Source organism: Arthrobacter flavus (genome assembly GCF_039526005.1).
GTDB classification, from domain to species: domain Bacteria; phylum Actinomycetota; class Actinomycetes; order Actinomycetales; family Micrococcaceae; genus Arthrobacter_D; species Arthrobacter_D flavus.
The window spans coordinates 355,339-381,638 of the sequence record NZ_BAAAIJ010000047.1; the positions used below are offsets into that span (position 1 = coordinate 355,339).

Annotated in this window: 25 protein-coding genes and 1 riboswitch; of the genes, 9 read left to right on the forward strand and 16 right to left on the reverse strand. The window is 64.8% G+C overall.

Features of this window, described 5'->3' with window-relative positions; genetic code table 11:
• Positions 1-11 precede the first annotated feature (11 nt).
• Positions 12-1,391 (reverse strand): MFS transporter, encoded by a 1,380-nt coding sequence (locus tag ABD059_RS11720; protein WP_343880203.1) that lies wholly within the window; start codon positions 1,389-1,391, stop codon positions 12-14.
• Positions 1,392-1,504: 113 nt separating this feature from the next.
• On the opposite strand from ABD059_RS11720, the gene ABD059_RS11725 reads away from it, so the two are divergent.
• The 8 genes from ABD059_RS11725 (at position 1,505) to ABD059_RS11760 (ending at position 10,343) form a co-directional block, all read left to right on the forward strand.
• Complete coding sequence (locus ABD059_RS11725) at positions 1,505-2,365, forward strand: LysR substrate-binding domain-containing protein (RefSeq protein WP_343880567.1); 861 nt, start codon at positions 1,505-1,507, stop codon at positions 2,363-2,365.
• Positions 2,366-2,599: 234 nt separating this feature from the next.
• The gene (panD, locus tag ABD059_RS11730; RefSeq protein WP_343880205.1) at positions 2,600-3,028 is read left to right on the forward strand and encodes an aspartate 1-decarboxylase; all 429 of its coding nucleotides are present in this window, start codon (positions 2,600-2,602) and stop codon (positions 3,026-3,028) included.
• Between the two features lie 244 nt (positions 3,029-3,272).
• Entirely contained in the window at positions 3,273-4,520 is a 1,248-nt protein-coding gene (locus ABD059_RS11735) for an extracellular solute-binding protein (RefSeq protein WP_343880207.1), read from the forward strand.
• A gap of 11 nt (positions 4,521-4,531) precedes the next feature.
• Positions 4,532-5,482, forward strand: a complete 951-nt coding sequence (locus tag ABD059_RS11740) for a carbohydrate ABC transporter permease (RefSeq protein WP_343880569.1) — start codon at positions 4,532-4,534, stop codon at positions 5,480-5,482.
• Entirely contained in the window at positions 5,479-6,327 is an 849-nt protein-coding gene (locus tag ABD059_RS11745; RefSeq protein WP_343880209.1) for a carbohydrate ABC transporter permease, read from the forward strand. The genes ABD059_RS11740 and ABD059_RS11745 overlap by 4 nt, the downstream gene beginning before the upstream one ends.
• Before the next feature lie 52 nt (positions 6,328-6,379).
• Positions 6,380-7,708 carry an ABC transporter ATP-binding protein gene (locus ABD059_RS11750; RefSeq protein ID WP_343880211.1) on the forward strand — a complete coding sequence of 443 codons (1,329 nt, stop codon included), beginning with the start codon at positions 6,380-6,382 and terminating at the stop codon, positions 7,706-7,708.
• A gap of 6 nt (positions 7,709-7,714) precedes the next feature.
• Positions 7,715-9,331: a helicase HerA-like domain-containing protein gene (locus ABD059_RS11755; RefSeq protein ID WP_343880213.1), complete on the forward strand. Its 1,617-nt coding sequence runs from the start codon at positions 7,715-7,717 to the stop codon at positions 9,329-9,331.
• A 31-nt stretch (positions 9,332-9,362) separates the two neighbouring features.
• Positions 9,363-10,343: a hypothetical protein gene (locus ABD059_RS11760; protein ID WP_343880215.1), complete on the forward strand. Its 981-nt coding sequence runs from the start codon at positions 9,363-9,365 to the stop codon at positions 10,341-10,343.
• Here ABD059_RS11760 and ABD059_RS11765 read toward each other — a convergent pair.
• The 10 genes from ABD059_RS11765 to ABD059_RS11810 form a co-directional block, all read right to left on the reverse strand.
• Positions 10,340-12,346, reverse strand: a complete 2,007-nt coding sequence (locus ABD059_RS11765) for an NHL domain-containing thioredoxin family protein (protein ID WP_343880217.1) — start codon at positions 12,344-12,346, stop codon at positions 10,340-10,342. The genes ABD059_RS11760 and ABD059_RS11765 overlap by 4 nt on opposite strands.
• Positions 12,343-14,517, reverse strand: coding sequence for a bifunctional copper resistance protein CopD/cytochrome c oxidase assembly protein (locus ABD059_RS11770; protein WP_343880219.1), 2,175 nt, complete (start codon positions 14,515-14,517; stop codon positions 12,343-12,345). The genes ABD059_RS11765 and ABD059_RS11770 overlap by 4 nt, the downstream gene beginning before the upstream one ends.
• Before the next feature lie 136 nt (positions 14,518-14,653).
• The gene (locus ABD059_RS11775; RefSeq protein ID WP_019481737.1) at positions 14,654-14,944 is read right to left on the reverse strand and encodes an HU family DNA-binding protein; all 291 of its coding nucleotides are present in this window, start codon (positions 14,942-14,944) and stop codon (positions 14,654-14,656) included.
• Between the two features lie 137 nt (positions 14,945-15,081).
• A complete protein-coding gene (locus ABD059_RS11780; protein WP_343880222.1) occupies positions 15,082-16,251 on the reverse strand; it encodes an MFS transporter in 1,170 nt (389 codons plus the stop codon).
• A gap of 113 nt (positions 16,252-16,364) precedes the next feature.
• A complete protein-coding gene (gene rpsN, locus ABD059_RS11785; protein ID WP_019481735.1) occupies positions 16,365-16,670 on the reverse strand; it encodes a 30S ribosomal protein S14 in 306 nt (101 codons plus the stop codon).
• Between the two features lie 4 nt (positions 16,671-16,674).
• Positions 16,675-16,842, reverse strand: coding sequence for a 50S ribosomal protein L33 (rpmG, locus tag ABD059_RS11790; RefSeq protein ID WP_019481734.1), 168 nt, complete (start codon positions 16,840-16,842; stop codon positions 16,675-16,677).
• Positions 16,842-17,078 (reverse strand): 50S ribosomal protein L28, encoded by a 237-nt coding sequence (rpmB, locus tag ABD059_RS11795; protein ID WP_019481733.1) that lies wholly within the window; start codon positions 17,076-17,078, stop codon positions 16,842-16,844. The genes rpmG and rpmB overlap by 1 nt, the downstream gene beginning before the upstream one ends.
• Positions 17,079-17,307: 229 nt before the next feature.
• A complete protein-coding gene (locus ABD059_RS11800; RefSeq protein ID WP_343880224.1) occupies positions 17,308-18,423 on the reverse strand; it encodes a glucose-1-phosphate adenylyltransferase family protein in 1,116 nt (371 codons plus the stop codon).
• A complete protein-coding gene (locus tag ABD059_RS11805; RefSeq protein WP_343880226.1) occupies positions 18,420-18,917 on the reverse strand; it encodes a MarR family winged helix-turn-helix transcriptional regulator in 498 nt (165 codons plus the stop codon). The genes ABD059_RS11800 and ABD059_RS11805 overlap by 4 nt, the downstream gene beginning before the upstream one ends.
• Before the next feature lie 58 nt (positions 18,918-18,975).
• Positions 18,976-19,746: an SGNH/GDSL hydrolase family protein gene (locus tag ABD059_RS11810; RefSeq protein ID WP_343880228.1), complete on the reverse strand. Its 771-nt coding sequence runs from the start codon at positions 19,744-19,746 to the stop codon at positions 18,976-18,978.
• 101 nt (positions 19,747-19,847) lie between these two features.
• On the opposite strand from ABD059_RS11810, the gene ABD059_RS11815 reads away from it, so the two are divergent.
• Positions 19,848-20,810, forward strand: coding sequence for a diacylglycerol/lipid kinase family protein (locus tag ABD059_RS11815; protein WP_343880230.1), 963 nt, complete (start codon positions 19,848-19,850; stop codon positions 20,808-20,810).
• 148 nt (positions 20,811-20,958) lie between these two features.
• Here ABD059_RS11815 and ABD059_RS11820 read toward each other — a convergent pair whose 3' ends face one another.
• The 5 genes from ABD059_RS11820 to ABD059_RS11840 form a co-directional block, all read right to left on the reverse strand.
• Complete coding sequence (locus ABD059_RS11820; RefSeq protein ID WP_343880232.1) at positions 20,959-21,573, reverse strand: M23 family metallopeptidase; 615 nt, start codon at positions 21,571-21,573, stop codon at positions 20,959-20,961.
• A gap of 85 nt (positions 21,574-21,658) precedes the next feature.
• Positions 21,659-21,842: riboswitch (cyclic di-AMP (ydaO/yuaA leader) on the reverse strand.
• A 105-nt stretch (positions 21,843-21,947) separates the two neighbouring features.
• A complete protein-coding gene (locus ABD059_RS11825) occupies positions 21,948-23,084 on the reverse strand; it encodes a siderophore-interacting protein (protein WP_343880234.1) in 1,137 nt (378 codons plus the stop codon).
• Positions 23,081-23,968, reverse strand: coding sequence for an ABC transporter ATP-binding protein (locus tag ABD059_RS11830; protein ID WP_343880236.1), 888 nt, complete (start codon positions 23,966-23,968; stop codon positions 23,081-23,083). Before ABD059_RS11830 ends, ABD059_RS11825 begins: the two co-directional genes overlap by 4 nt.
• A 1-nt stretch (position 23,969) precedes the next feature.
• Positions 23,970-25,043 (reverse strand): FecCD family ABC transporter permease, encoded by a 1,074-nt coding sequence (locus tag ABD059_RS11835; protein WP_343880238.1) that lies wholly within the window; start codon positions 25,041-25,043, stop codon positions 23,970-23,972.
• Entirely contained in the window at positions 25,040-26,095 is a 1,056-nt protein-coding gene (locus tag ABD059_RS11840) for a FecCD family ABC transporter permease (RefSeq protein ID WP_343880240.1), read from the reverse strand. Before ABD059_RS11840 ends, ABD059_RS11835 begins: the two co-directional genes overlap by 4 nt.
• Between the last annotated feature and the right edge of the window lie 205 nt (positions 26,096-26,300).

A 26,300-nucleotide genomic window follows, 5' to 3' on the forward strand; every position in this document is an offset into this window, starting at 1 on the left:
ACGGGTGCGGGCTAAACAGCCGAGTGGCTCCGAGCGTCCGGGGACTTCGGAACGATCGCCACCAGCCGCCGTCGTTGGCTGGGCGACACTGTGTAGCGGAACCGCAGGGTCAGCTGCCCCTTCTGGGCGAGAACGACGGCGAACACGCCGGCCGCCACCAGCGGCACTCCACCAGCGATCAGCACCGTGGTGTGCGCTCCGATGTTTTCGGCCAACCAGCCGATCATGGGGCCGCCGATCGCCTGGCCGCCGATGAGGACCATCATGTACAGCGCCATGACCCGTCCCCGGATGGCGAGATTGGACGAAATCTGCACCAGCTGATTCGCCCCGGTGATGAACCACAGGCACCCGATTCCGGCGAAAAACATCAGGATCGCGAAGACCATCTGGTTGGGTGCCACCGATCCAAGAGCCATGAAACCACCAAATGCCGCCGCACCCCCGAGCACGCCGCGCAGGCGGAGCGTCGTCCGCCGGGTGGACGCGAGCGCACCGACCAGCGACCCGGTGGCCAGCGCAGTGTTCAGGAAGCCATACCCCTGGGCACCGGAGTCGAAGACAGTGTCAGCGAATGCGGCCATCAGCACGGGCGTGCTCATGGCGAATACCGAGACGAATGCGCCCATCAGCATGCACCAGAAGATGGCCGGCTTCCTCATCACATAGCGGACCCCCTCCCGGAGCTGACCTTTCGACCGGGGAGCCCTGGCCGCGACGGTCAGCTGGTCGGTCCGCAGCAGGGCGAGGGTAATCACTGTGTAGAGGCAGGCGACGGCGTTCACCGCGAACGCCCATCCCCCGCCGATCGCGGTGATCAGCACGCCACTGATCGCGGGCCCCACCATGGCCCCCACCTGGAAGATCGACGAGTTGAGGCTGATCGCGTTGCGCAGGTGCACTGGCCCCACCAGGTCGTTGACGAACACCTGCCGTGCGGGGGCATCCACCACCGTCACCAACCCCAGGGTGAAGGCGATGAGGTAGACATGCCACACTTCAACGACGCCGGTCAGGGCAAGCACCGCCATTGCCACTGCCATCAGGGCGGCCATGCTTTGCGTGATGATCAACAGGATGCGTTTGGGATAGCGGTCCGCGATGATTCCGCCGTACGGGCCCAGGATCAGGAACGGCGCGAACTGCAGTGCGACGGTGATCCCGACGGCGGTGACCGACCCGGAGAGCTCCAGCACCATCCAGTCCTGGGCGATGCGTTGCATCCAGACGGCGATCACTGCGACCAGGTGGGAAATCGCGAACCGCCGGAAATTGGGGATGCGAAGAGAGATGAACGTGTCACGCCAGGCTGGACGCTGGTTGGTGATCGGCAGAGGCGCGGTAAGGGTCGGGTCTCCGGCCGGGCCGGCGGAGGGCGGTGGGGATGCCAAGGTGTCTTCCTGTGCTGGTGGGGTGGGAACGCCTCCCACGCTACGCACCGCCTGCCCATAGTGACAGCGTATGGTGACTATAACTCGTATTCGGAAACGTAATAGGTGGAATGATGTATGACCCGGTTCAGCTAAAAACCTTCCTTACCGTCGCCGAGACCCTCAGCTTCACCGGCGCCGCAGGCCGGCTCAACCTCAGCCAGCCCACCGTAAGTCAACACATCCGGAAGCTGGAGGAGGCGGCCGGCCGGCTCCTGATCTCCCGGGACACCCGCGGAGTCAGCCTGACCGACAACGGCGACGCGATGGCCGGCTTCGCCCGGACTATCCTGGCCGCCCAGGAACAGGCGATGGTCTACTTCTCCGGATCCGCCATGCGCGGCAGGCTCCGATTTGGGGTGGCCGACGACCTCGCGATCACACAGCTGCCACGCATCCTCCGCCACTTCCGCCAGCTCTACCCTCAGATCAACCTTGAGCTCACCGTGACCCAGAGCCCGCTCCTGTTGCGCCGACTGCGCGCGGGCCAACTGGACCTGATTTTCATCAAGTACATGAGCGGCACCGGCGAGGGCACCCTGGTGCAAAGTGACCAGCTGGTCTGGGCCGGGCACGGGAAAACCACCCTAGAGGACGGCGCCCCGGTGCCGTTGATTGTCTACCAGTCCCCCAGTCTCACCCGCCAGATGGCCATCGATGCCCTGGAGAAGGCCGGCCGAACCTGGCGCATCACCTGCAATACCCGCGAAATCAACGGCGTCCTGGCCGCTGCCCGTGCCGGTATTGGGCTAGCCGTGTTCCCACAGTCCCTGATCCCGGAGGATCTGGTGCAGGTCAACAACCGTTTCGCCCTTCCACCCGTGGGCGCCGTCGACTTCACCCTCCTCAGCAACCCCCTCGCCAACCAGGAGCTCGTGGCGGCGTTGACCTCTGCGATCATGGGCCGTGCGCTGCGCAAAGCCCCGGACGCCTGACACGGCCCAACCGGGTGGCAGGAACCCGTCCGGCGCCTGGACCGTGCAAGTTTCCCCGGGTTCTGACTCCCGAACCTCGTGTCTTCGGAGGACACGCCGCCCGACGACGTCGTCGGGCGCCACGAGATGGGGAAACCTGTACGCCGCTAATCGACAGCTAATCGACAGCAGCTCCTGAAGCGTGCCGAACGCCACATAGCCGGACACCTCGAAACGGCGGTAGAGTAAACGCTGATGAATCGCACAATGTTCAAGTCCAAAATCCACCGCGCCACGGTAACCCACGCTGATCTGCACTACGTAGGCTCCGTCACCGTGGACCTTGACCTGCTTGAGGCCGCCGACATCCTGCCCGGCGAGATGGTCTCCATTGTGGACGTGACCAACGGCGCCCGGCTGGAGACCTACACCATTGCTGGTGAACGTGGATCGGGCGTGCTCGGCATCAATGGCCCGGCCGCGCACCTGGTCCATCAAGGAGACACGGTCATCCTGATCACCTACGCCCAGCTCACTGACGCCGAGGCACACAGCTACGTCCCCACGGTGGTGCACGTCAACGAGAAAAACCGCATCGTCGAGCTGGGAAATGACCCCGCCGAAAGCGTCACAGAGGGACTCGAGCGGCCCCCTCACGCACTGAACAACTCAGCACTCCTCTAGCAAGCGCTTACGTTCCCGCCGCCGCCCGTCATGAACCTTGACCGGATCGCAACCCGTCGATCTGGCGATTTCCCCACTCAGGGCATATGGTCTCAAAGACAAGGTTGCTTTGGTTCGCCTGCTGTACCTCGGGCGAACAAACTGTCTACAACGATGTGGAGGCGCGGTGGGAATGCCGAACAGGCGAGGAAAGATTCATCCAGTCCGGAGCCGGCCGAAAGCGGCAGCTGTGGCGACACTGGCAATGGGAACGATGTTGCTGACGGGTTGTGGGCCGGCGGAAAGCGTCACCACCCTCACCTGGTACATCAATCCCGATGCGGGCGGGCAGGCAGCAATTGCCGCCAGCTGCACCGAAGAGGCCGACGGCGCCTACCGGATTGAAACGTCCCTGCTGCCGACCGATGCAGCGGCTCAACGCGAGCAGTTGGCGCGACGGCTCGCAGCCGGGGACACCTCAATGGACATCATGAGCATTGACCCGCCGTTCATCCCCGAACTGGCGGAGCCCGGCTTCCTGGCACCCATCCCCGAGGATTCGGTGGACCTCTTTTCCGAGAACGTGCTCGAAGGCGCCCTCGCCGGAGCCACCTGGAAGGACGAACTGGTCACCGTTCCCTTTTGGGCGAACACCCAGATCCTCTGGTACCGCGAATCGGTCGCCGAGGCCGCCGGGCTGGACATGTCCCAGCCGGTCACCTGGGACCAACTGATCGAAGCCGCCACCGAGCAGGACAAGCTCCTCGGTGTACAAGGCTCCCCCGCGGAATCAATGACCGTGTGGATCAACGCCCTGGTTGAATCGGCAGGAGGCCAGATCCTCGAGAACCCCGAGGCTCCCGCCGACGAGCTGCAACTGGGCCTCACCTCTGAGGCCGGACAGGAAGCGGCACGGATCATCGGCACCATCGGCGCCGAGGGCCTCGGCGGCCCTGGTCTGCCGACCTCCACCGAGAACACGTCCCTCACCCTCTTCCAGGGCGACGACGGCTCCTTCATGGTCAACTACCCGTTCGTCTGGCCCGCCACCCTGGGCGCCGTCGAAGCGGGGTCCATCGACCAGTCGGTGGTCGACGACATTGGTTGGGCCCTGTTCCCGGCCGTCACCGAAGGCGAGGACACCGCACCGCCGCTGGGTGGGATCAACCTTGGAGTCGGCGCAGCCAGCGACAACCCTGATCTGGCCTACGAGGCGATCGAGTGCATCGTCAAACCGGAGAACCAGACCGAGTACTTCATCACCAATGGCAACCCGCCATCGAACTCGGAGGCCTACGACGACCCGGCGATCGAGGAAGACTTCCCGATGGCAACAACCATCAGGGATTCACTCGAACTCGCGGCTCCCCGCCCCCAGACACCGTTCTACAACGAAATCTCCACCGGACTGCAGCAGGAATGGTCACCACCGAACGAAGTGGATCCTGACACCACTCCCGAACGGTCCCAGGAGTTCATCACCGCAGTACTCAGAGGGGAGAGGCTACTGTGAGTAGCTCAACGATCAACAAGCCCGACGCCGGCAACAAGCTGAAGAAGCAGAAAATCCAGCACAGCGACCGGGTCAAAGCCGAACGCCGGATGGGCTGGTACCTCGCGGGCCCCGCCTTCGTGGTGATGCTGCTGGTGACCCTGTACCCGATCCTGCAGGCCTTCTTCGAATCCCTGTTCGCGTTCCGGCTCACCGCCCCCGATGAGCGGGAGTTCATCTGGTTCGCCAACTACATCACGATCCTCTCCGACAGCGTGTGGTGGCAGGGCCTCCTGGTCACCGTCCTCATCACGGTGATCACCGTCGCCGTCGAACTGGTCCTGGGCTTCGCCCTCGCACTGGTGATGAGCAAGGCGCTGAAGTCCCTCAAGGGCATCCTCCGTACCGCGATCCTGGTGCCTTACGGCATCATCACCGTAGTCTCGGCGTACGCCTGGTTCTACGCCTTCGACATCAACTCGGGGTATGTCAACGCCTGGTTTGACTGGGTACCCGGCATCGACTCAGACCTCAACTGGTTCGCTCAGACCGGCACGTCACTCTTCGTGATCATGGCATCAGAAATCTGGAAGACCACACCTTTCATCTCGCTGCTTCTCCTCGCGGGTCTGGCGCAGGTACCCGATGAGCTGACCGAGGCCGCCAAGGTCGACGGCGCCACCTGGTGGGAGCAGATGCGCAAGGTCGTCATCCCCAACATGAAGGCGGCGATCATGGTCGCCGTCCTGTTCAGGGCCCTTGACGCGTTCCGAATATTCGACAATGTCTTCATCATGACCAATGGTGAAAACAACACCGAGGTGCTGTCACTTCTTGCCTACCGGACGTCGATCAGCCGCCTCGAGATTGGGCTCGGCTCGGCCGTCTCGGTCCTGCTGTTCCTGTGCGTCATCCTGATCAGCTTCGCTGCCATCAAGATCTTCAAAGTGGATCTTGCTGGCACGAGAGGAGAAAAGAAATGAAGAACTCTTCCCGGCGCGAAAAGATCTGGTGGGCAGTAATTTCGGTCCTGGTGCTGGTCTACGCCCTGTTCCCGGTGGCTTCCATCCTGGCTACCTCGTTCAAATCTCCCAGCGATCTCACCAACGGAAGTTTCCTGCCGTCGTCGGGAGCTGCCACCATCTCCAACTACGAGCAGATTCTCGTCGGCGATGCGCAGGAGCTGTTTCTGACTTCCCTGCGTAACTCCATCGGCATCTCGCTCATCGCCACGGCAATCGCTGTCGTCCTGGCCACCCTGTGCGCCTATGCGATTGCCCGTCTCGACTTCCCGGGGAAGCGGCTCGTGCTCACCACGGCCCTCGCGGTTTCGATCTTCCCCGTGATCTCGATTGTCACCCCGCTGTTCAACCTCTGGCGCAACATCGGCCTGTATGACACCTGGCTCGGGTTGATCATCCCCTACCTGTCCCTGACCCTGCCGATCTCCATCTGGACACTGGCTGCGTTCTTCCGTCAGATCCCGTGGGAACTGGAACAGGCGGCGCAGGTCGACGGCGCCACCACCTGGCAGGCCTTCCGCAAGGCCATCGTCCCGCTGGCGGCACCTGGGGTGTTCACGACGGCGATTATCGCGTTCTTCATCGCGTGGAACGACTTTGTGTATGGCATTTCACTGACCTCCACGGAAGCCGCGCGGCCGGTTCCGGCAGCGCTGGCCTTCTTCACCGGAGCCTCACAGTTCGAGTCGCCCACCGGTGCCATCTCGGCCGCTGCGATCATTGTCACCATCCCGATCGTCCTGCTGGTCCTGTTGTTCCAACGTCAAATCGTTTCCGGCCTGACCTCGGGCGCCGTCAAGGGCTAATGGCGCAGCCCCAGCCGCCTGCGTCAGTTACATAGAAAAGGATCACCAGAAAATGGCTTCAATCACCCTTAACAACCTCGTCAAGAAATACGGCGACGGATTCCCCGCCGTCAATGACATCAGCATCGACATCGCCGACGGCGAGTTCATCATCCTGGTGGGCCCGTCAGGTTGCGGCAAATCCACCCTGCTGCGCATGATCGTGGGCCTGGAGGACATCACCGACGGCGAGCTCCTGATCGACGGCGAACGGGTCAACGACAAGGCACCCCGGGACCGCAACCTGGCCATGGTGTTCCAGAACTACGCGTTGTACCCGCACCTCACGGTGTATGAGAACATCGCCTTCCCGCTGCGCCTCGCGAAAGGCAAGCACAGCGAGGAACAGGTGAACAAGCTCGTCACCGAGGCGGCAGCCACCCTGGAACTGACCGACCACCTGCAGCGGAAGCCAGCCAACCTGTCCGGTGGCCAGCGCCAGCGCGTCGCCATGGGCCGGGCCATCGTGCGCCAGGCTGACGCGTTCCTCTTCGACGAGCCGCTGTCCAACCTGGACGCGAAGCTGCGCGGCCAGATGCGCTCCGAGATCTCCCAGATGCAACGGCGGCTCGGGGTGACCAGCGTGTACGTTACCCACGACCAGACCGAGGCGATGACCCTGGGCGACCGGGTGGCCGTGCTGAAGATGGGGGAACTGCAGCAGATCGCCTCCCCACGGGAACTCTACGAGCAGCCCCGAAACCTCTTCGTCGCCGGCTTCATCGGCTCTCCCTCGATGAACTTCATCCCCGCGACCATCGAGAACGGCAAACTGCAAACCGTCCTCGGCGACCTCGACGTGCCTGCCGAGAAGCTGGCCAAGGTTGAGGGCAAGAAGGTGGTGCTCGTGGGCGTGCGGCCGGAGTTCTTTGAGGACGCGAAGCTGGTCGAGGAGTCCAAGCTGCCGCACGGCTCGATCTTCACCGCCACGCTCACCCATACCGAGTGGCTCGGCAACGAACAGTACGGCTACATCAACTTCAATCCTGACCCCGAGATGCGCGAGCTGCTGAACAACCTGGCCCGCGAGATGGACGCCGATGAGCTGCGACCCCAGATCGTTGTCACCCTGGACGCTGCCAGCCGGATCCGCGGCGGTCGCGAGGCCGAGATCTGGCTGGACACCCGGAAGTTGCACCTGTTTGATCCTGAGTCCGGGGAGAACCTCACCCGCGACGCCGAGGCGGGCGCAGCGCTGACCGCTGAGGCCGGCGAGGAGCGTGCCGAGGAGATCGCCACAGCCCAGGAAGCGGACCGGGCGCAGGGCCACGGAACCTCGGATGCGGGCGACGGCAGCACCGACAACGGTCAAGGTGGCGGCAAACACGCCGCGGCGAGCTGACCATTGGTGGAACGTGATGGTTCGGACCTAATTGCCGAGCTATCCTCCGGTTATTCCTTCGAGGGGCCATCGATCCATCTCGGGGCAGCAGTGCTGGACGGCGAGGTGTATCCCGAGGTAGCGGTGCGCCTTCCGCTGGCGATGATGAACCGGCACGGACTTGTCGCGGGGGCAACCGGCACGGGAAAAACCATCACCCTGCAGGTCATGGCTGAGCAGCTCAGCGCCCAGGGTGTCCCAGTATTCCTGGCGGACATCAAAGGGGACCTGACGGGCCTCTCCACCCCGGGATCCGGCGGTGAGAAGCTGCTGGCCCGCACGCAAAGTGTGGGCCAGCAGTGGACAGCCAGGAGTTTCCCGGTTGAGTACCTCTCCCTGGGCGGGCAGGGAGTCGGTGTTCCCATTCGCGCCACCATTTCCGCGTTTGGGCCACTGCTCCTCTCCCGGGTGATGGATTTGAATGACACCCAGGAGTCCAGCCTCACCCTGATTTTCCACTACGCCGACCTCGCCGGGCTGGAACTCTTCAACCTCGCCGATCTCCGGGCAGTGATTTCGTTCCTCACCTCCGACGACGGCAAGTCCGCTCTGAAGGACCTCGGTGGCTTGTCGAAGGCCACCGCGGGGGTGATCCTGCGGGAGCTGATCACTCTTGAAGCACAGGACATGGCCAGATTCTTCGGAGAACCCGAATTCAACACCGCCGATCTGCTCCGCCAGGCCCCGGACGGCAGAGGAATGATCAGCTGCCTTGAGCTGCCCACCCTCCTGCAAACACCCCAGCTTTTCTCCACCTTCCTGATGTGGCTGGTAGCCGATCTTTTCGCCGACCTTCCCGAGGTGGGAGATCAAGACAAACCCAAGCTGGTGTTTTTCCTCGACGAGGCCCACCTGCTCTTCGACGACGCCTCCAAGGAGTTTCTGCGGTCCATCCAGACAACCGTTCGCCTGATCCGGTCCAAGGGTGTCGGCATCTTCTTCGTCACCCAGACACCCAAAGACGTTCCGCCGGACGTTCTTGGGCAGCTGGCCAACCGTGTTCAGCACGCGTTGCGCGCCTTCACCCCCGACGACGCGAAGGCGCTGAAAGCCACTGTGTCCACCTTCCCCACCAGCGACTATGACCTGGCTGAGGTCCTCACCTCAGCAGGGACCGGCGAAGCGGTGGTGACCGTCATGAATGAACGCGGCGCACCCACCCCGGTCGCGTGGACCCGAATGACCTCTCCCGAATCGACGATGGGCCCCTCAGCGCCTGCTGTCGTCGAGGACATTGTCCGGGCCTCACCGCTCCGCGCCCACTACGAATCGGCGGTCGACAGCCATTCGGCGTTCGAACAGCTCGCCACTTCCCCTCCACCGAACGCTGTACCCCCACCCGAGTCAACGGCTGATGCCGAAGCCCGTCGGATTGAGGAGTCAATCACGGGGCACCGGGGCACCCCGCAGCCCTCCCCCGGGCCAGCAAGGACACCGCCACCGCTGGGCGTTCCCCTGCCGGCGCCCCGGCAGCAAGACAGCGAGCTGATGGAGTTTGCTGTCAAGGCGGCAGGGGCCATCGGGGCGGAACTGGCCCGGGGTTTATTCGGCACCCAGCGACGGCGCAGTCGTCGCCGTTGGTAACCGAGCACCCCTCAACGGGTAACGTAATAGCGTGCAAACCTCTTCCGTGATCAAAGTCCTAGCAGCCTGGCTGCTCGGTCTGATGGTCGTGGTTGCCGCCGCGATTGCCACGGTGGTGGTGGTCAACACCCACATTTTCAACCCCGAGGAACAGGTCCACAACTACCTCGAAGCACTGTCAGACGGTGACGGCGAACGCGCCCTGGGCCTCCTCAACGCGTCGGTGCCCGACGCCAACCCGGCCATGCTCAGTGGTGCCCCGCTGCAGCAGTCGATGTCAGCTGTCGAGGACGTGGCGGTCGGCGAGGCGGTGGAGGTCGGCGATGGCCGGGTGGATGTCACCACCACCTACACCGTCCGCGGCACAGCTCATTCGTCGACGTTTTCCCTGGCGCGTACCGGCACCGAGTGGCTGTTCTTCAACACCTGGGAGTTTGTTCCGTCGGTGCTGCCCACGCTTGAACTGTCGGTGATCAACCAGGTCGAGGCCACCCTCAACGGGACCAGGGTTGGCATGCCCGAGGGGAGGAACCAGTTCGCTGTGTTTTACCCTGGCGACTACGAAGCCCACTATACGAGCGAGTACTTCGCCGCTCCCGCCCAGACCGTTGCCGTCACCGACCGATCGGGCGACCAACGAATAGCGCTCGCTACCGCGGCCACCGAGGTGCTGGTGGAGGCGGTGGACGCCCAGATCCGGCGCTTTCTGGATGAGTGCGCGGCGCAGACGGTCTTCCAGCCCGCCAATTGCCCCTTCAATTTCCAGACCGAGAACAGGGTGGCCGGGGATATCCGCTGGTCCATCACGGAATACCCGACGGTCACCATCGACCCGTTCAACGGCAGCTGGGTGATGGCCCCGCTCTCGGGCAACGCCGAACTATCCACCTCACTGCAGGACCTTTTCACCGGCTCGATCGAACCGGTGACGGTCCCCCGCGAGTTTGGCTTCACCGCCCGCCTATCGGTGAGCGACGACGAAATCGCGGTCACCCCGGTGGTCCAGTACTAGTCGAGACCCCTCAGGTCGAGGGTCAACCCGGTTTCGCCGTCGTGGCTTATCCGCACCGGGATACCCCAATCCTGCTGGTAGAGGTGGCACGCTGCATGATCGGGGATCTCCCCGCCGGGCTCCCCGTCACAGGCCGCCGCGCGGGCAGTAATGTGCAGGACTCCCTCACTCACGGAGTCGGACAGCACCAGTTCACGGGTCAGGCCCACCGACGTTCCGCCGCCGGAGACCAGCAGTTCCTCGGGTGAGGAGGAAATTTTCAGCTGCGTGGGGTCACCCCACCGGTCGTCAAGCTTTTGGCCCTTGGGCGCGGAGAACCGGATCGTGAGCGCATGCGACCCTGCGACAACGGGAGTCTGGGGCCGTTGGGTCTGGGATGCGCCCTCATCGACGGCGAGGGCTTCCTTGGGGATCGGTACCCGGACCAACTGGTGGCGGTTGGCTTCCACCACAATCAGGAGCGGCTCGCTGCCCGTCGCGGTGGGGGTAAGGTCCACCAGAACGTCGCAGGGCTCCGAAAGACCGCGGGCCAGGGTTGAGACGTGCCCGGTGGTTGGGTCGTAACGGCGCACCGCGCCGTTGTAGGTGTCAGCGATGGCCACCGAGCCATCGGGGAGCGCGGTGACGCCCAGCGGATGCTGCAGGCGTGCCTGGTCCGCCGCGCCGTCCCTGAAACCGAAGTCGAACAACCCGGTTCCGATGGCGGTCCGCACCTGCGTGCGGCGGTGGCCGTTGATCTCGGGGAAGGAAATGGTCCTGACCGCCGACGTTTCCGAGTCGGCGACCCAGAGGTTGCCGCTGGCGTCTTCGGCCAGGCCCGAGGACTGGGCGAACCAGGCCTCGGCTCCGTCTCCGTCGAGCAGTCCTTCCAGGCCGGTGCCCGCGAGGATGTCGACGGATCCGGTGACTGGATCGAAGGTGAACAGCTGGTGGGTGCCGGCCATGGCAATCACCACGCGTTCCAGCACGGTGGACCACAGCACGTCCCACGGCGAGGACAGCGAGACCTCCAGCGGCCGGGTGCCCAGGTGGGTGTCGGTGAGGCGCGGGGTGGCGTCTTCGGGTGTGTCGCCGTCGTACCCGCCCAGCTGGTCGGGGCTTTCCTGCAGCTCGGCGGGGCGTGCCTTCACGTGGTTGCCGGCGTCGAGAAGCCGCTGCACGCCGTTGCCGGCGATGGTGCGGACTGCCCCATCGGCGAGTGACACCCCTCGGAGCAGGTGGTTGACGGAGTCGGCGACGACGACGTCGTACCCGATCTGCTGGGCAACCTGCTGGGGCAGGACCGCGAGGCCCTGCGGCTCGTTGAACTGGGCTACGTCGGCGGTGCCGTCGGCGGCGCCCTTCTCCCCCGAGCCGATGGTGCGGCGGACGGTGACCAGGTCGGCGTCGAGCTCCACCAGCCGGTGATGGCCGGTGTCACCGATCAGGAGGGAACCGTTGGCGAGGGGGACTGCTTTGCCCGGGAACCGGAGGTCGCCGGCGGTGCTCTCGGTCGGGACGTAGGGTCCGTCGCCGCGGTGTAGGGTGCCCTTGGCGGAGTGTTCCTCGACGAGTTCCTCAACGAGGGACTCCAGCCCGGCAGCGTGACCCTCGCCGGAGAGGTGAGCCACGATGTACCCCTCGGGGTCGACGACGACGAGGGTGGGCCAGGCGCGGGCTGTGTAGGCCTGCCAGGTGGTCAGCTCGGGGTCGTCCAACACCGGGTGCTGGATGTCGTAGCGTTCCACCGCGGCGGCCAGGGCGTCCGGGTCCGCTTCATGTTCGAACTTGGGTGAGTGGACTCCCACGGTGACCACCACGTCGCTGAACTTCTGCTCCAGCGGCCGCAGCTCGTCCAGGACGTGGAGGCAGTTGATGCAGCAGAAAGTCCAGAAGTCGAGGATGACGATCTTCCCGCGCAGATCTTCGAGGGTGAGCTGCCGCCCGCCGGTGTTGAGCCAGTTGCGGCCCACCAGTTCGGAGGCCCGCACCCGGTAATCGGTGCGGATCGAGGTCTCAGTCATTCACGTGCTCCTGGTCGGTCAGGCTTCTGGGATGATGCTGGCTTGCCGGGTCCCGGTGTGCCTGGACCGCGGCGGTGATCACGTTCCGCCAGCGAAGCGAACATGTTGTTGTAAGCGGTGAGATCGGCGTCGTTATTCCTGTCCGCCGCGCGGTCCGTCCGTTTGGACTCCCTGGCGTCGTCGCGCGACCACATGATCGCGACGCCGATCGCCACCAGCAGGGTGGGAATCTCGCCGATCCCCCAGGTCAGGGCGCCGCCGAGTTGCTGGTCCTCCAGCGCCGAGGGGCCCCAATCCCGGCCCATGTTGCCGAACCAGGAAGCCTGGAGCAACGACGTCGACCCCATCAGCGCGACGCCGAAGAAGGCGTGGAAGGCCATGGTGGCGAAGAGGAGCAGGATCCGCAGCGGATACGGTGCGCGGCGTGGCACCGGATCGGAGCCCAGCATCGAGAGGACGAAGATGTACCCCGTGATCAGGAAGTGCACGTACATCAATTCGTGGCCCACGTGTTCCCGCATCGCGAAGCCGAACAGCGGTGAATAGTAGAAAATCACAATGGATCCGGCGAAGTTCGCTGCGGCGAACAGCGGGTGGGTCACCAGCGCGGAGAAGCGGGAGTGCACCAGCACCAGGATCCACTCGCGGATCCCGCGGGACCCGTCACCGCGGGGGGTCAGCGCCTTGAGCGCCAGCGTTACCGGTGCGCCGAGGACCAGGAAGAGCGGAACCACCATGGTTAGGGCCATGTGGCCCACCATGTGCGTACTGAACAACACCATGCCGTAGACGGCTGGAGCGCCCGAGGTGATGTAGGTCAGCAGGGTCAACCCGACCAGCCAGCAGGCAAGCCGCAGGAGCGGCCATGTGTCGCCGCGCTTGCGGACCTTCACGACGCCCCGCAGGTAAGCCACCGCGACGACCGCCACGAAGGCCACCCACAGCCAGTCGAAGCGCCATTCGGTGAACCAGCGTTCAAACGTCAGCTCGGGCGGCAGATCATACCCGGAGAGGATCCGCGCGGGTGAGGCATCGGGGGCGATCTCCTCGCTGACGGGCGGGGCCGTCCGCGACAGGGCAACAGCAACACCCGAAACCGCGCCCATGATCAGCAGCTCCACGGCGATCAGCTGCCACAGCACGCGCCGTGCGGAGAGCTGGCCGCCGGTAAGCGACCCGCTGCCCGTTCCTAGCTGGGGAATGATCCACTGCCGGTGCATGAGGCCGATCCCACCGAGCAGCAGGGTGGCAACCGTTTTGAAGGTGACCAGCAGGCCCCACTCCGAGCCGAGCTGGCCCAGATCATCGATGCGGAGGCTGGCGTTGATCACGCCGGACAGCACCACCAGGATGAAAGCAAATCCTGCGAGGGAGGAAAAGCGTCGCAGCACGCTGGAGGTCAGGACACCCAGCCGCCCGCTGACCACGGCCAACACGATGATGCCGCCGATCCACAGGCAGACCCCCACCAGGTGCAGGGCAATCGAGTTGATGGCGGCGTAGTGGTCGTCGCCGCTGGCTGAGTGGCCAATCAGTGCCATCGGCATCAGGCCGAGGAGCGAGAGGAGACCGGTCAGCGCCAGCCAGCCGCTGGACCGGGCACCGAAGGTCATCGTGGCGACGACGGCGGCGATCAGGACGGTGGCCAGCCAGGCGCGGCCGGTGGCGAAGTCGGTGAGGTACGAGGCCAGCCCCTCCGTGTAGCCGGGGTCGCTGCTCAACGGCAGGCCAGCGGCGTCGGAGTAGGTGAACAGCAGCACCCCGACGGCGGCGAGGGTCCAGGACACCGCCGCGACGGAGGCCAGGGTCATGACCGCGCTGAAGGCCGGGTGTTCGTCGCCAGCGGCACCGGCGGTGCTGGTGCGCGCATTACTGGTCCGGCGGTGGGTCGATGCGACCCGGCGCGGGAGGATCATGACGGCGAAAACCAACGAGCCGATGACGGCGGCGACCGAAATGTTGTTCAACGCCTTGGCGACCGGCAACCCCCAACGGGTCAGGGCCCCCGGGTCGCCCAGCTGGCGCGGACCGGCAGCCCCCGAGAACAGCAGGGCGAGAATGAGCGCGGCCACGACGGCGCCGCCGCCGGCGATCAGCCAGCCGACCTTCACCCTCGGGGTCAGCGTGCCCGGGCGATCGGTCGGCCGGGGAGCCTTGGTTGTAGTAGCCACGCTTACTATTGTCTACCCTGCGTAGAACGGGTAACAATTCGGTGACTCACGCCTCAGGGTGCTGTTCGCAGTTAAAAGGAAAGACCGCCACCGGAAAGGGTGGCGGCCTAGAGTCCTTAGCGGACCGGGTGACTGACTACTTGACAGCAGCCTTCAGCTTGGAGCCGGCGGTCAGCTTGACGCTGCTACCTGCTGCAATCTGGATGGTCTCGCCGGTCTGAGGGTTGCGTCCGGTGCGGGCTGCACGCTCGGTGCGCTCGACAGCGAGCCAACCTGGGATGGTGACCTTGACGTTGTTGGCAGCTGAGGTTGCCAGTACATCGAACAGTGCGTCAAGAACGCCGTTGACGGCGGTCTGGCTGGTGTCAGCCTTCGCTGCTACTTCTGCTACCAGTTCGCTGCGGTTCTTGGTTTCTTTCGTTGCCAATTTACGTCCTCCTGGACTTGTCCGTTATTTGTAAAGCCTTCACGATTCTGAAAGCCTCTGTGCGAAAACTTACCAGCTTGAGCGCCAAACTCCGGTCGTTTCCGGCGTTTTTGGGGGTTTTTAGATGTCAAAGGGCACTATTTCGGGGTCTTTCGCGGAAATCCCTGCCTGGCACCCGTGAACACGACCACCAGTGCGACCAGCGTCAGCGCTGCCGCGGCGAATCCAATCCCGGAGGGATCGCTCACCAGCAGCATTTGCGCACCCACCAGCGCTCCGGCGCTGATCCCGATATTGAACGTCGAGTTATGAACGGCCGCCACCGTGTCCGGGTGGTCCCGGAACGCGCTCATCGCTGCGGTCTGCACGTAGGCCGGAACCGGACCGTACAGCAAACCCCACAGGATCACCACGGCCAGGGTCCAGCCCGGCGCCCCGCCCAGCAGGGCCACTCCCAGGAAAGACACCGTCATCACCAGCAGAGAGACCAGGAGCGCTGGACGCAATGCCGAGTCGGTGAACCGGCTGCAGATCGCGAGCCCCAGAATCCCGGCCCCACCGTAGGCGAGCAACGCAAATCCCACGTTCTCAGGGGTGAACCCTGACTGGAGCAGCACCGGGGTGATGAAGGTATACAGGGCAAACTGGGCGGTCATCATCACCACCACTGCGACGATCACCCGCCGCAGCGCTGGTTCCGCCAACGCCTCACGCAACTGTGCGCCGCCTGAAACCTTGGACCCGCCAATGACTGGCATGACTTTGGCGGCGCCCACCGACAGGAGCAGCGCAATGATGGCGGCGCAGCCGAACGACCAGCGCCACCCGACCGTCGCACCCAGCCAGGTACTCAGGGGCACCCCGACAGCGATCGCAACGGCGTTGCCCGCGTTTACCAGCGCCATTGACGCACCGAACCGACCGGCCGGCGCCAACCGGCTCGCGTAGCCAAAGACCACAGCGAAGAAGAGCGCATGACACGCCCCGGCAAGAATTCGCCCGGTCAGCGCCACCGAATAATCCTGTGCCAGACACAGCACGATGTTGCTGATCCCGTATCCAGCGAGCAGGCCCACCAGCAGCGGTTTCCGGGGCACGGCACTCGTCCAGGCGTTCAACGGGATGGAGGCGAACACGACCACGGCTGCATAGGCAGACACCAGTAAACCGATGGCTGACTCGGTCACCCCCAGGTCCTCAGCCATCAGGGGCAGCAGACCAATCGGGAGCACCTCCGTGGCGACCGCAAGGAACCCGCCCACCGACAGCAACAGCATGGGGGGTTGGAGCAATTTCTGCTGCCGCACGGGCATTCCCTTCAAGCTCGGGTGCCGTCCGTCAGGATCGGCGCTTAACGCAAGAGGACGGCGACCCAGGGTCGCCGTCCTCTTGAATACTGGCAGTTACCAGCCAGCCGGAGTTACCAGCTGGACTTGGTCACACCGGGCAGCTCGCCGCGGTGAGCCATGTCGCGGAAGCGGACACGGGAGATACCGAACTTCTGCAGCGTTCCACGGGGGCGACCATCGATCTGGTCACGGTTGCGGAGGCGTACTGGCGACGCGTTGCGGGGCAGCTTCTGCAGGCCGAGACGTGCAGCTTCGCGGGCTTCGTCAGTCGCGTTGGGGTCAACCAGCGTCTTCTTCAGCTCAAGGCGCTTCTCAGCGTAGCGCTCAACAATTACCTTGCGCTGTTCGTTGCGGGCAATTTTAGACTTCTTAGCCATGTGTTTAGCGCTCCTCTCGGAATTCGACGTGCTTGCGGATCTTGGGATCGTACTTCATCAGGACCATGCGGTCCGGGTCGTTGCGGCGGTTCTTGCGGGTCACATAGGTGTACCCGGTGCCGGCCGTCGACTTCAGCTTGATGATCGGGCGTACGTCTTTATCTTTTGCCATTAGAGCTTCACTCCCCGAGCCAGGATCGACGCGACGACGGCGTCAATTCCGCGCACATCGATGGTCTTGATGCCGCGGGCCGAAACCTGCAGCGTGACGTTGCGGCGCAGGGACGGAACCCAGTAGCGCTTCTTCTGGATGTTCGGGTCAAACCTGCGCTTGGTGCGACGGTGTGAGTGGGAAATGCTGTGCCCAAAGCCCGGCTCGGCTCCAGTCACTTGGCAGTGAGCTGCCATGACGATCCTCCAAAGAGTTAATGAAAATACCTAGAACCAGCAGTCTGATCTGCTGGGAATGCCCTCAGGAGGCGCCCCAAACAACAGTCGAAACTGTCGGGATGATTAGCGGTTTTCGCGCAACTTGAGCCCCTAACTACCGATTCCCCGGAAACTATTTTCCCGAAAATCGGAGCAATTGCGCACGCTCCGCCACCTGATGCCCTCCTATTCTAGGAGCTGCCGCGGGTTAAGACCAATCGCCGTTGCGGTCAACCACCGTGACGACGTCGTCGTCACCCACCTGCACACCGGCGTCGAGTGTGGCGCCGGAGTCAACAATGGACCGGACAATCCGGGCTCCGGAGGGGACAGTGACCCCGTTCAGCAGGATCGAGTCGACGACGACGGCGCCGGCCTCCACCACCGTGTCCGGCCCAATCACGCTGTGCCTGACGTCGCCGAGGACACGGCTACCTGGCGCCAAGAGCGAGTCGGCGACTTTGGCACCTTTCACGATCAATGCGGGGAGTCGTTGGGAGCTGCTGGTCAGGATGGGCCAGGCCGGGTGGTCGAAGGCCAGTCCCTCGCCGTCGAGAAGTTCCATGTGGGCTCGGTGGTAATTCTCGGGGGTACCAAGATCGAGCCAGTACCCTTCAAGGCGGTGTTCCACCACTGTTGAATGTTCTACCAGGTGGGGCAGCAGTTGGTCGCCGTAGTCGTCGAGGCCGCCCTCTTCTTTCGCCAGCAGCTCCAGGGTGTCGAGCAGGTGCACGGCATCGAAGAGGAACACTTCCGTGGCTACCAGGGTGGTCTTGGGCTTGTCGGGTTTGTACTCGAAGCCGGTGACGGCGCCGTCGGACACCTCGACCACACCGTGCTTGGAGGCATCGCCGTCGAAGTGTGTGGTCACGATTGTTGCGGCAGCCTTGGCGTCCAGGTGGGTCTGGACGACATCACGGAAGTCCAGCTGGTACAGGTGATCGGCACTGAGGAGGAGCACCAGGTCGGGGTCGAACTCCCGGATAAACGCTGCCTGCCGGAACAGGCTATCGGCGTTTCCATCCGCGAAGCCCTCCCCTTCCCGGCCTTCGAAGGGCGGCAGGACACGCAGTCCACCGTTGGTGCGGTCCAGATCCCACGGCCGGCCATTGGCCAGATGGTCGTTGAGCGAGTTCGGCTGGTACTGCTGCACCATCCAGACATCCGAGATGCCGCTGTGGTGCAGGTTGGAGAGCGGGATGTCGATCAGGCGGTAGGAGCCAGCGACGGGCAGCGCCGGTTTGGCACGCTGATCCGTCAGGGGCCCCAGCCGTCCACCCGAACCACCTGCGAGCACGATCGCAAGGACGGATGGTCGGTTCATAGTTGCTCTCCAGGGGTTGGTTGATTCAGGATCCAGTGGGTGCTGTCGAGTTGGGCCAGGATTTTCTTGCCAATCCGCTCCAGGTCCCGGACGTCGTCGTCAGTCAACGCGTCGAAGACCGATTCCCGCACGTGGTCAACATGCGCGCGGGCCAACAACTGCAGGTTGGCCAGCCCGTCGTCGGTGATCCGGGCGGTGGTGACCCGGCCATCGCTGGCGCTGGGGAAGCGGGATACCCAGCCTCGTTGCTCAAGTTTCTTCACCACGTGGCTCAGGCGGGACAAGGACGCATTCGACCGGGCGGCGAGCTCGCTCATCGCGAGGGTGAGGTCGTCAGTCTCGGAAAGCATCGCCAGGACGTGGTAGTCGAACAGGGTGATCTTCGCCTGCCGGAACAGGTGGGCGTCGAGGGTGCCAGGGAGCATGGTGGTGACGGCGTAAAGGGCAAGCCAGGCTTGCCGCTCCTCGGGATTCAGCCATCGGACACCAGTCATCACGCCATTCTGACACAGAGACCGTTCGCCACCATGGCCCCGCTGGGCGGCCGGGAGGCTAGGCCCACGCCGGGCGGGTGAGCTCCGGGTACTTGGCCGTCAGCACATCCCCCGAAGACACGCCGCGGAGGCGCCGTCCCACCCACGGCGAGAGGTAGTCACGTGCCCACTGGGCGTCCGCCCGTAGCTGGTCGATCCGGGACGACGCAGGTATAGCCTCCAGCTCGGGTAGGTCGATCTCGTGGGAGGCCCTCAAGACTTCGAGCACCCGCTTGGCCATGAGGGTGTGTCCGGCGCTGGACATGTGCATCCGGTCAGTGTCCCAATAGCCCCAATTCTGGAACTCCCTGAACCGCCAGTAGTCCACCACATCGGCGTGGTGCCGGTCAGCGATTTCGCGGACCAGTTCGTTATAGATGGCCGTCCGCCCGCGGGTCTTGCCGAACACCGCCGACCCCACCGAATCAAACCCGGTAAACAGCACCACGGCGGCACCTGAGCTAGCAAGGCGGGCCACACCGTCGTCGTAGGCGGCCATCAGGGCGTCAATGTCGATCCGCGGCCGCAGAATGTCGTTGCCACCCGCGTAGATGGTGATGAGCGTGGGCTGGAGGGCCAGGGCCCGGTCCACCTGCTCGTCCAGGACCTGGCGCACTTTTTTGCCGCGGACGGCGAGATTCGCGTACCCCCAGGAGCTGTCGGCAAGGATCAGTTGCTCGGCCACCCGGTCCGCCCATCCCCGCACACCGTTCGGGCTTTCTTCATGCCAGTCGCCGACGCCTTCGGTGAACGAATCGCCCAGGGCCACATATCGTTGAGAGAATTCCACTAGTAGAGGCTACCTGCTTCAGCCGCGCGATAAGGTGGCATTGCAAGCAGACTGATAGCTTTCGCGCTGCTCCCGCCCTCCCCCGACCTGAGAAGGACATCATGACCCAGCCCTCCGATAATCGGACCAAGCGCGCCGCGTTGATCATCAACCCGGTCAAGAACACCGGGGCTGATATTCGTGCGATCGTTTCGGAGCTCTGCGCTGCCGAGGGGTGGGACGAGGTGCTGTACCTGGAGACGTCGGCTGACGACCCCGGCCGTGGCCAGGCGCAGCAAGCCGTCGACGCTGGCGTGGACGTGGTGATCGCCGCTGGCGGCGATGGAACGGTCCGCTGCGTGGCCGAGGTTGTCAACGGCACCGGTATCGCCCTGGGCCTGATCCCGCTTGGCACCGGCAACCTGCTGGCCCGGAACCTGGACATCGCCGTCGACAATCCGCGCGAGGCCGCCAAGGCTGCCCTGTTCGGCACCGAACGCAATGTCGACGTCGTTCATGTCACGGTTGACCGCGCCCAGGACTCGCACGTGTTCCTGGTGATGGCAGGACTGGGATTTGACGCGTCGATCATGGCCGACACCCGCGATGACCTCAAAGACAAGGTGGGATGGCTGGCCTACGTTGACGCCGGTATCCGGAACCTGAGCGGCAAACCCGCACGCACCCAGATCACGCTGGACGGCGGCGAGGTCATTGAGCGTCGGCTGCGCAGCGTGATGGGCGGCAACTGCGGCAAGATCATGGGCGGGCTGGAGATTTTCCCCGGCGCAAAGATTGACGACGGCCTGCTGGACATTATGACCGTGGCGCCCACCGGTCGACTGGGCTGGCTCGGCGTCGTCGGGAAGCTGTTCGCCCGAGGGAAGGGCAAGGACCCGTCGCTTGAGTACTTCCAGTGCAAGGAAGCCGAAATCCAGCTCGACGAACCGCAGGAGATCCAACTCGACGGCGACCCCCTCGGCAAGGGCACCCACATGGCCCTGCGCGTGGACGCGAATTCGTTGCGGCTGCGGATGCCCTACGGCAGGAAAGATCCAGCGGTCGTCACCCACCCGGAGCCCTAGGACCGGATCCGGGGCTGGGTCCGGTCTAGGACCGGGTCCGGTTCCGGGTCCGGTTCCGGTTGCCCACTGGCCAGCCCCAACCACTGGGAATGTCTAGACAATCCCACCCACCGTGCCCGCCCCGTGGGGAGGATCGCCGGTACCTGACCTAGAGCCGGGTTTGGGGATCTACTTTTTCGCCGTCGACCAGCAGTTCGAAGTGGAGGTGGCATCCGGTCGAGTTGCCGGTGCTCCCGACGGCGCCCAGGCCTTGGGCCTTGTCCACTTTTTCCCCGACGGTCACGCCGATCACACTGAGGTGGTTGTACGAGGTTTCGAGGCCACCGCCGTGGTCCACCACGATCCGCTGGCCACCGCCATAGGCATGCCACCCGGACTCCACTACGGTACCCGCGCGGGATGCCAGGACCGGCGTACCGCAGGCTCCTGCGTAGTCGGTCCCGGTGTGCAGTTCATCGCCGTATCCACCCAGTGGGTTCACCCGGTACCCGAACGATGACGCAATTTCGGCACCCTCGATGGGAGTGATGAACGTCGCCGCGTCGCTGGACAGGACAGTGGTTTTGGCCTCGGCAGTTGCGGCCGTCGCGACCGGGGACTCCCTGCCGAAATCAATGTCGGCTTCAGCGTCAGCAGTAACCGGGGCGGCCACGGCGGCGCCGCTTGCTGCGGTGGGCGCTGCCGAGGGTGAAGACTCCGGGGCGGGGAAGGCTGCGGTGAGGACAAGCCCGGCCGCTGCGGCGAGGACGCCTACGGCCAGCACAGCTGGCCGACGGTTGGATGTCGATGGGGACTTCGGTGGGGCGGACGCGCGGCGGCGCCCGGATGTGACCGGCTGGAGCAAAACAAGAGCCTCTCTGCAACGCCGGTGAAGTTAGCTGTCGGATTCGAGCAAGAGTTGACTCGGCCCACTGCTGCTCTTCCTGTGAGCGGAAGAGCGGTTTGCGAAGGGCTGCACCCCAAGGCAGATAACTGCCGAAGATGGGTCCTCCACCCCTGCCACGGTGAATTGGGGACCGGCTGCTGGCAGGGTTAGGCGTGCAGTCCGGGAGCCACAAAGATGCGGATGGCTCCCTACAAGAATAGAACGCTTTGCCGAGAAGTTATAATTTCGTTACATAGCTCACGGCGCGCCGACTAGCCAAGCTCGGAACGGCCACTCCGCCAATACCCCATAAACGCGACCTGTTTGCGGTCGATCCCGACGTCGCGCACCAGATAGCGCCGCAACCCTCGGACCACCGCTGCCTCGCCCGCGATCCAGGCATAGAAGGGGAGCGCACCGGAGGGCCGGTCCGGGTTCAGCGAGGTATTCAGGGTAGACGCGTTCAGTCGCTGCGGAGTTTCCCACAGGATCGTCTCGTCGATGTTCACTTCTTCCGGCTCAGGGCCCGCTGTGGCGGCGGCAGCGGCGGCAAGGGTCAGCCCGGCGCGGGAGCTGGCATCGACGCCGACGGCGAACGGCGTGGCCAGTGACACCCAGCCGGGTACCCGAACGGCGTCTCGGACCGCCGCGTCCAGCAGTTCACCGTGAGGGCGTTCGCCGCGGGCCAACCAGATGATCTTCACTGCCGAGGTGGTGGAGACGGCCTGGAAATCTGCGGGGTCCGGCACTTCGAGGAAGGCGTGCCCGCCGACGTCGGCGGGGAGTGATTCCAGGATGGCGCTGATAGCAGGGACAGCTGTCTCGTCGCCGGCGAGGAGAACATGCTGGGCGAGCCCCGGACGCCACTCGATCCCGCCGTAGGAGCCAGCGGTGGTGCAGGTCGCGGCGTGGACGTTCGGCCCGATCAGCCACATCCGGTCACCGGGGGTGGCAGCGGCGGCCCAGAGCGACGCCGGTCCCCCGTTCCCCTCAGCGTCGAAGTGCATCACAAAGTCGACGTCGATCTCTGGCTCGTCGCCATCGCACCGGGCTGCCCTGACGGTATAGGTGCGCATGGCGCCGCGTTCGGCGGGGTCCATCGCAAGCCACTGCTGATACCAGCCTGATCCCTCGGGTGGCGACTCGAGTAGCTCCCGCATGTTCACGCGGGGGGCATCGTCCCCGCGGGTGGCGGGGATCAAGACCTTGATCCGCAGGTCCAGCGTTGGTCCCTGCACACCGAAATTCCTGAGGCAGGACCCGCCGAAAGTGATGCGTTGGAAGTTGGCGCTGAGGCGCTGCACCCGAGTGACGACGACGTCGAAGGCTGATACCGCCGAGACGGCCCCCTCGGTGCGCTGTGGTCCGCGCTCGCGCCGCTGGGCCGTGCGGTTGCTGACTTCGGTCATGTTGCTGCCTCCAGGTGATGCGCGGACAGCGTGTCCTGCGGATTTGGCAGGAACCCCTGCCCAGTGGACGTTTCGGATGACGACTGAGTAGCTCCGTCGCCTGAGTGGTGTCGGCCGACCGGAACCACCATGGGGGTGCCGGACACGGGGTCCGGAATGACGCGGCATTGCAGACCGAAAACTGAGGTGACTGTCTCCTCGGTGACCACCTCCGCGGGGCTGCCCTGCGCGGCGATCCGGCCGTCGGTCATGGCGATGAGGTGATCGGCATAGCGTGCGGCGAGGTTAAGGTCGTGGAGCACGATAGCCACCGTGGTGCCGTCGCGCCGGTTCAGATCAGTGATCAGATCCAGCACTTCCACCTGGTGGGTGACGTCGAGGAAGGTGGTGGGTTCATCCAGCAGCAGGATGTCAGTCTGCTGGGCGAGGGCCATCGCAATCCAGACCCGCTGCCGCTGCCCACCGGAGAGTTCATCGACAAAACGGTCAGCGAGCTCAAGGGTGTCGGTGACTTCGAGGGCGGCGGCGACGGCGACGTCGTCGTCGTTGGTCCACTGCCGGAACCAGCCCTGGTGTGGGTAGCGGCCACGACCCACCAGGTCGGCGACGGTGATCCCGTCCGGCGCTACGGGCGTCTGCGGCAGCAAGCCAAGGGTGCGTGCGACGGCGCGGGTGGAAAGCGAGTGGATGTCCTTGCCGTCGAGACTGACGACGCCGGCCGATGGCTTGAGCAGACGGGCCAGTCCACGCAGCAGGGTGGATTTGCCGCAGGCGTTGGCGCCGACAATCACGGTCACTTTGCCGGCGAGCAGCTCAAGGGTGAGGTCCTGGACCACTTTGCGGTCGTCGTACGCGAGTGTCAGCTCGCTGGCTTTCAGCGCCATCTCAGCCTCCCTGTCCTGTCCGGTTAGCGGTCACAAGCAGCCACAGCAGGAACGGCGCGCCCAGGACGCCAGTTACTACGCCGACCGGAAGTGACACGCCGGGAATCATGGTGGCTGCCACGTAGTCTGCGGCGAGAACTATCACCGCGCCCACCAGTCCGGCCGCGGTGAGAGAGACAGCCCCCTTCACGAGGCGGCGGGAGATTGGGCCGGCGAGGAAGGCGACGAACGCCACCGGCCCGGCGGCCGCAGTGGCAACGGCCGCGAGAGCCACCCCGACGGCGATCAGGGCCAGCCGCGATGGTTCGACCCGGATACCGAGGCTGGCAGCGGTGTCGTCGCCCAGTTCCAGTCCGCGCAGACCCCGGGATAGGACGGCCGCTGCGGGGATCAGCAGCAGCAGGGCGAGGATGAGGATCGTGGCCCGGTCCCAGTTGCTGGAATTCAGGGAGCCGTTGAGCCAGACCAGAGTGTCTGATGCGGTGCGGATATCGGTGCGGGTGAGCAGGAAGCTGACTACCGCGTGCATCACCGCGGCGAAGCCAATTCCCACCAGGATCAGCCGGTACCCGGCCGCCGAGCCGCGGCGGGAGAGCAGGTAGATCGCTGCCGCGACGGCGAGGGCCCCGATCAGGGCGGAAAGGGACACCGCAACGCCTGCCGCCCCGAACAGCACTATTGCTGCCACGGCAGAGGCACTGGCTCCGTAGCTGATCCCAATGATGTCGGGGCTGGCCAGCGGGTTCCGGAGCATGGTCTGAAAAATGGTGCCCGCCAGGCCGAAGGCCACCCCGATGAGGACCGCGATCACCGCGCGGGGAAGCTTGTTTTCCATCACGATGAACGTAGCGCCGGGAATGTCGGCGCCGCCAAGGATCCTGAAGAAGTCCGGGATGGTTACGGTATAGGTGCCGAGCAGGACAGAGACCGCGAACAGGACGGCGGTGATCCCCGCAAGGATTCCGATCACCAGGCGGCGCTGGGCTGACTGGTGGCGCCTCGCGCTGCGTAGATTGGCCTGGGTATTCCTCACCGGGGAGGTCGGTGTGACCGGCGGGGAGGTCTGCAGGCTCATAGTTGGGCCAGCTTCCGGCGGCGGACCAGCCAGATGAATACGGGTGCGCCGATGACGGCGGTCATGATCCCCACCTGTACCTCGCCAGGCGGCAGGATGAGCCGGCCGACAATGTCTGCACCGATGAGCAGCACCGGGGCGAGCGCCACCGAGAAGGGCAGGATCCACCGGTAGTCGGGACCAGTAAGCACCCGCACCAGGTGGGGAATCACCAGGCCCACAAAGGCGATCGGTCCGGCGGCTGCAGTTGCAGCGCCACACAGGATGACAACGCCGAGCGCCGCGACACCGCGGGCTACCGCCACGTTCTGGCCGAGTCCCTTCGCGATGTCATCGCCGAGGGACAGGCTGTTCAGAGCCTTACCAGTCAGCAGGGTCAGCAGGACGCCGACCACAAGGAACGGCAGGACCGGCAGAAGGACATCCCAGCCGCGGCCTGACACGGTGCCCACCTGCCAGAACCGGAACCGGTCAAGCGTCTCCTGGCTGGACACGAGGACCGCGTTCATCAGGCTGCCCAGCCCCGCGGACAGCGCCGCCCCGGCGAGTGCCAGCTTGATCGGGGTAGCTCCTTCCCGACCGAGGCTTGCGATGGCGTAGACCACGACGGCGGCGAAGGCTGCCCCGGCGAACGCGAACCAGATGTAGCCGGTCACCTCGGCGATCCCGAAAACATAGATGCCGATGACGACCGCCAGCGCCGCACCTGCGTTGACGCCGAGGATGCCAGGGTCAGCGAGCGGGTTCCGGGCCACCCCCTGCATGGCGGCACCGGCGAGGCCGAGGGCGGCGCCGACCATCAGGCCGGTGACGGTGCGGGGAATACGGGAGTGGACGACGGCGTGGTCGCCGTTGGCCGGGTCGAAATCGGTCAGCGCGGCGACCAGGACGTCGAAACTGATGGGACGGGAGCCGAATGCGAGCGAGGCGGCGCAGACTAGGGCTAGGACGACCAGCACTGCGCCCAGCTTCAGAACCCGGCGCTGCCCGCGGGGTCTGACTGAGGCGATCGCAGCGCGGTCAAGGGGGGCTGGAGCAGTCTGCACTGCCATGGCGCCTCCATCTCCGTCTGCGTCGTCCTCAACCGTCTGGGCCGTCGATCACCAGGAACATTACCTCAACCTAAGTAAGGCTAGCCTACGGTTACCTGCATTAGGAAACGGTTATGTTGCTTAATTGGGTCCCTGATGAGTGGTTTCCCGGCCCGCCGACGTCGGCGGCGTGCAGGTTTCCCCAGGTACTGCAGTCCGTCGTCGT

Coding starts and splice junctions, on each gene's coding strand:
- ABD059_RS11725 (WP_343880567.1), top strand. CDS start 1,505: ATGTATGACCCGGTTCAGCTAAAAACCTTCCTTACCGTCGCCGAGACC.
- panD (WP_343880205.1), top strand. CDS start 2,600: ATGAATCGCACAATGTTCAAGTCCAAAATCCACCGCGCCACGGTAACC.
- ABD059_RS11735 (WP_343880207.1), top strand. CDS start 3,273: ATGGGAACGATGTTGCTGACGGGTTGTGGGCCGGCGGAAAGCGTCACC.
- ABD059_RS11745 (WP_343880209.1), top strand. CDS start 5,479: ATGAAGAACTCTTCCCGGCGCGAAAAGATCTGGTGGGCAGTAATTTCG.
- ABD059_RS11750 (WP_343880211.1), top strand. CDS start 6,380: ATGGCTTCAATCACCCTTAACAACCTCGTCAAGAAATACGGCGACGGA.
- ABD059_RS11765 (WP_343880217.1), bottom strand. CDS start 12,346: ATGACTGAGACCTCGATCCGCACCGATTACCGGGTGCGGGCCTCCGAA.
- rpsN (WP_019481735.1), bottom strand. CDS start 16,670: ATGGCTAAGAAGTCTAAAATTGCCCGCAACGAACAGCGCAAGGTAATT.
- rpmG (WP_019481734.1), bottom strand. CDS start 16,842: ATGGCAAAAGATAAAGACGTACGCCCGATCATCAAGCTGAAGTCGACG.
- rpmB (WP_019481733.1), bottom strand. CDS start 17,078: ATGGCAGCTCACTGCCAAGTGACTGGAGCCGAGCCGGGCTTTGGGCAC.
- ABD059_RS11800 (WP_343880224.1), bottom strand. CDS start 18,423: ATGAACCGACCATCCGTCCTTGCGATCGTGCTCGCAGGTGGTTCGGGT.
- ABD059_RS11805 (WP_343880226.1), bottom strand. CDS start 18,917: ATGACTGGTGTCCGATGGCTGAATCCCGAGGAGCGGCAAGCCTGGCTT.
- ABD059_RS11815 (WP_343880230.1), top strand. CDS start 19,848: ATGACCCAGCCCTCCGATAATCGGACCAAGCGCGCCGCGTTGATCATC.
- ABD059_RS11825 (WP_343880234.1), bottom strand. CDS start 23,084: ATGACCGAAGTCAGCAACCGCACGGCCCAGCGGCGCGAGCGCGGACCA.
- ABD059_RS11830 (WP_343880236.1), bottom strand. CDS start 23,968: ATGGCGCTGAAAGCCAGCGAGCTGACACTCGCGTACGACGACCGCAAA.
- ABD059_RS11835 (WP_343880238.1), bottom strand. CDS start 25,043: ATGAGCCTGCAGACCTCCCCGCCGGTCACACCGACCTCCCCGGTGAGG.
- ABD059_RS11840 (WP_343880240.1), bottom strand. CDS start 26,095: ATGGCAGTGCAGACTGCTCCAGCCCCCCTTGACCGCGCTGCGATCGCC.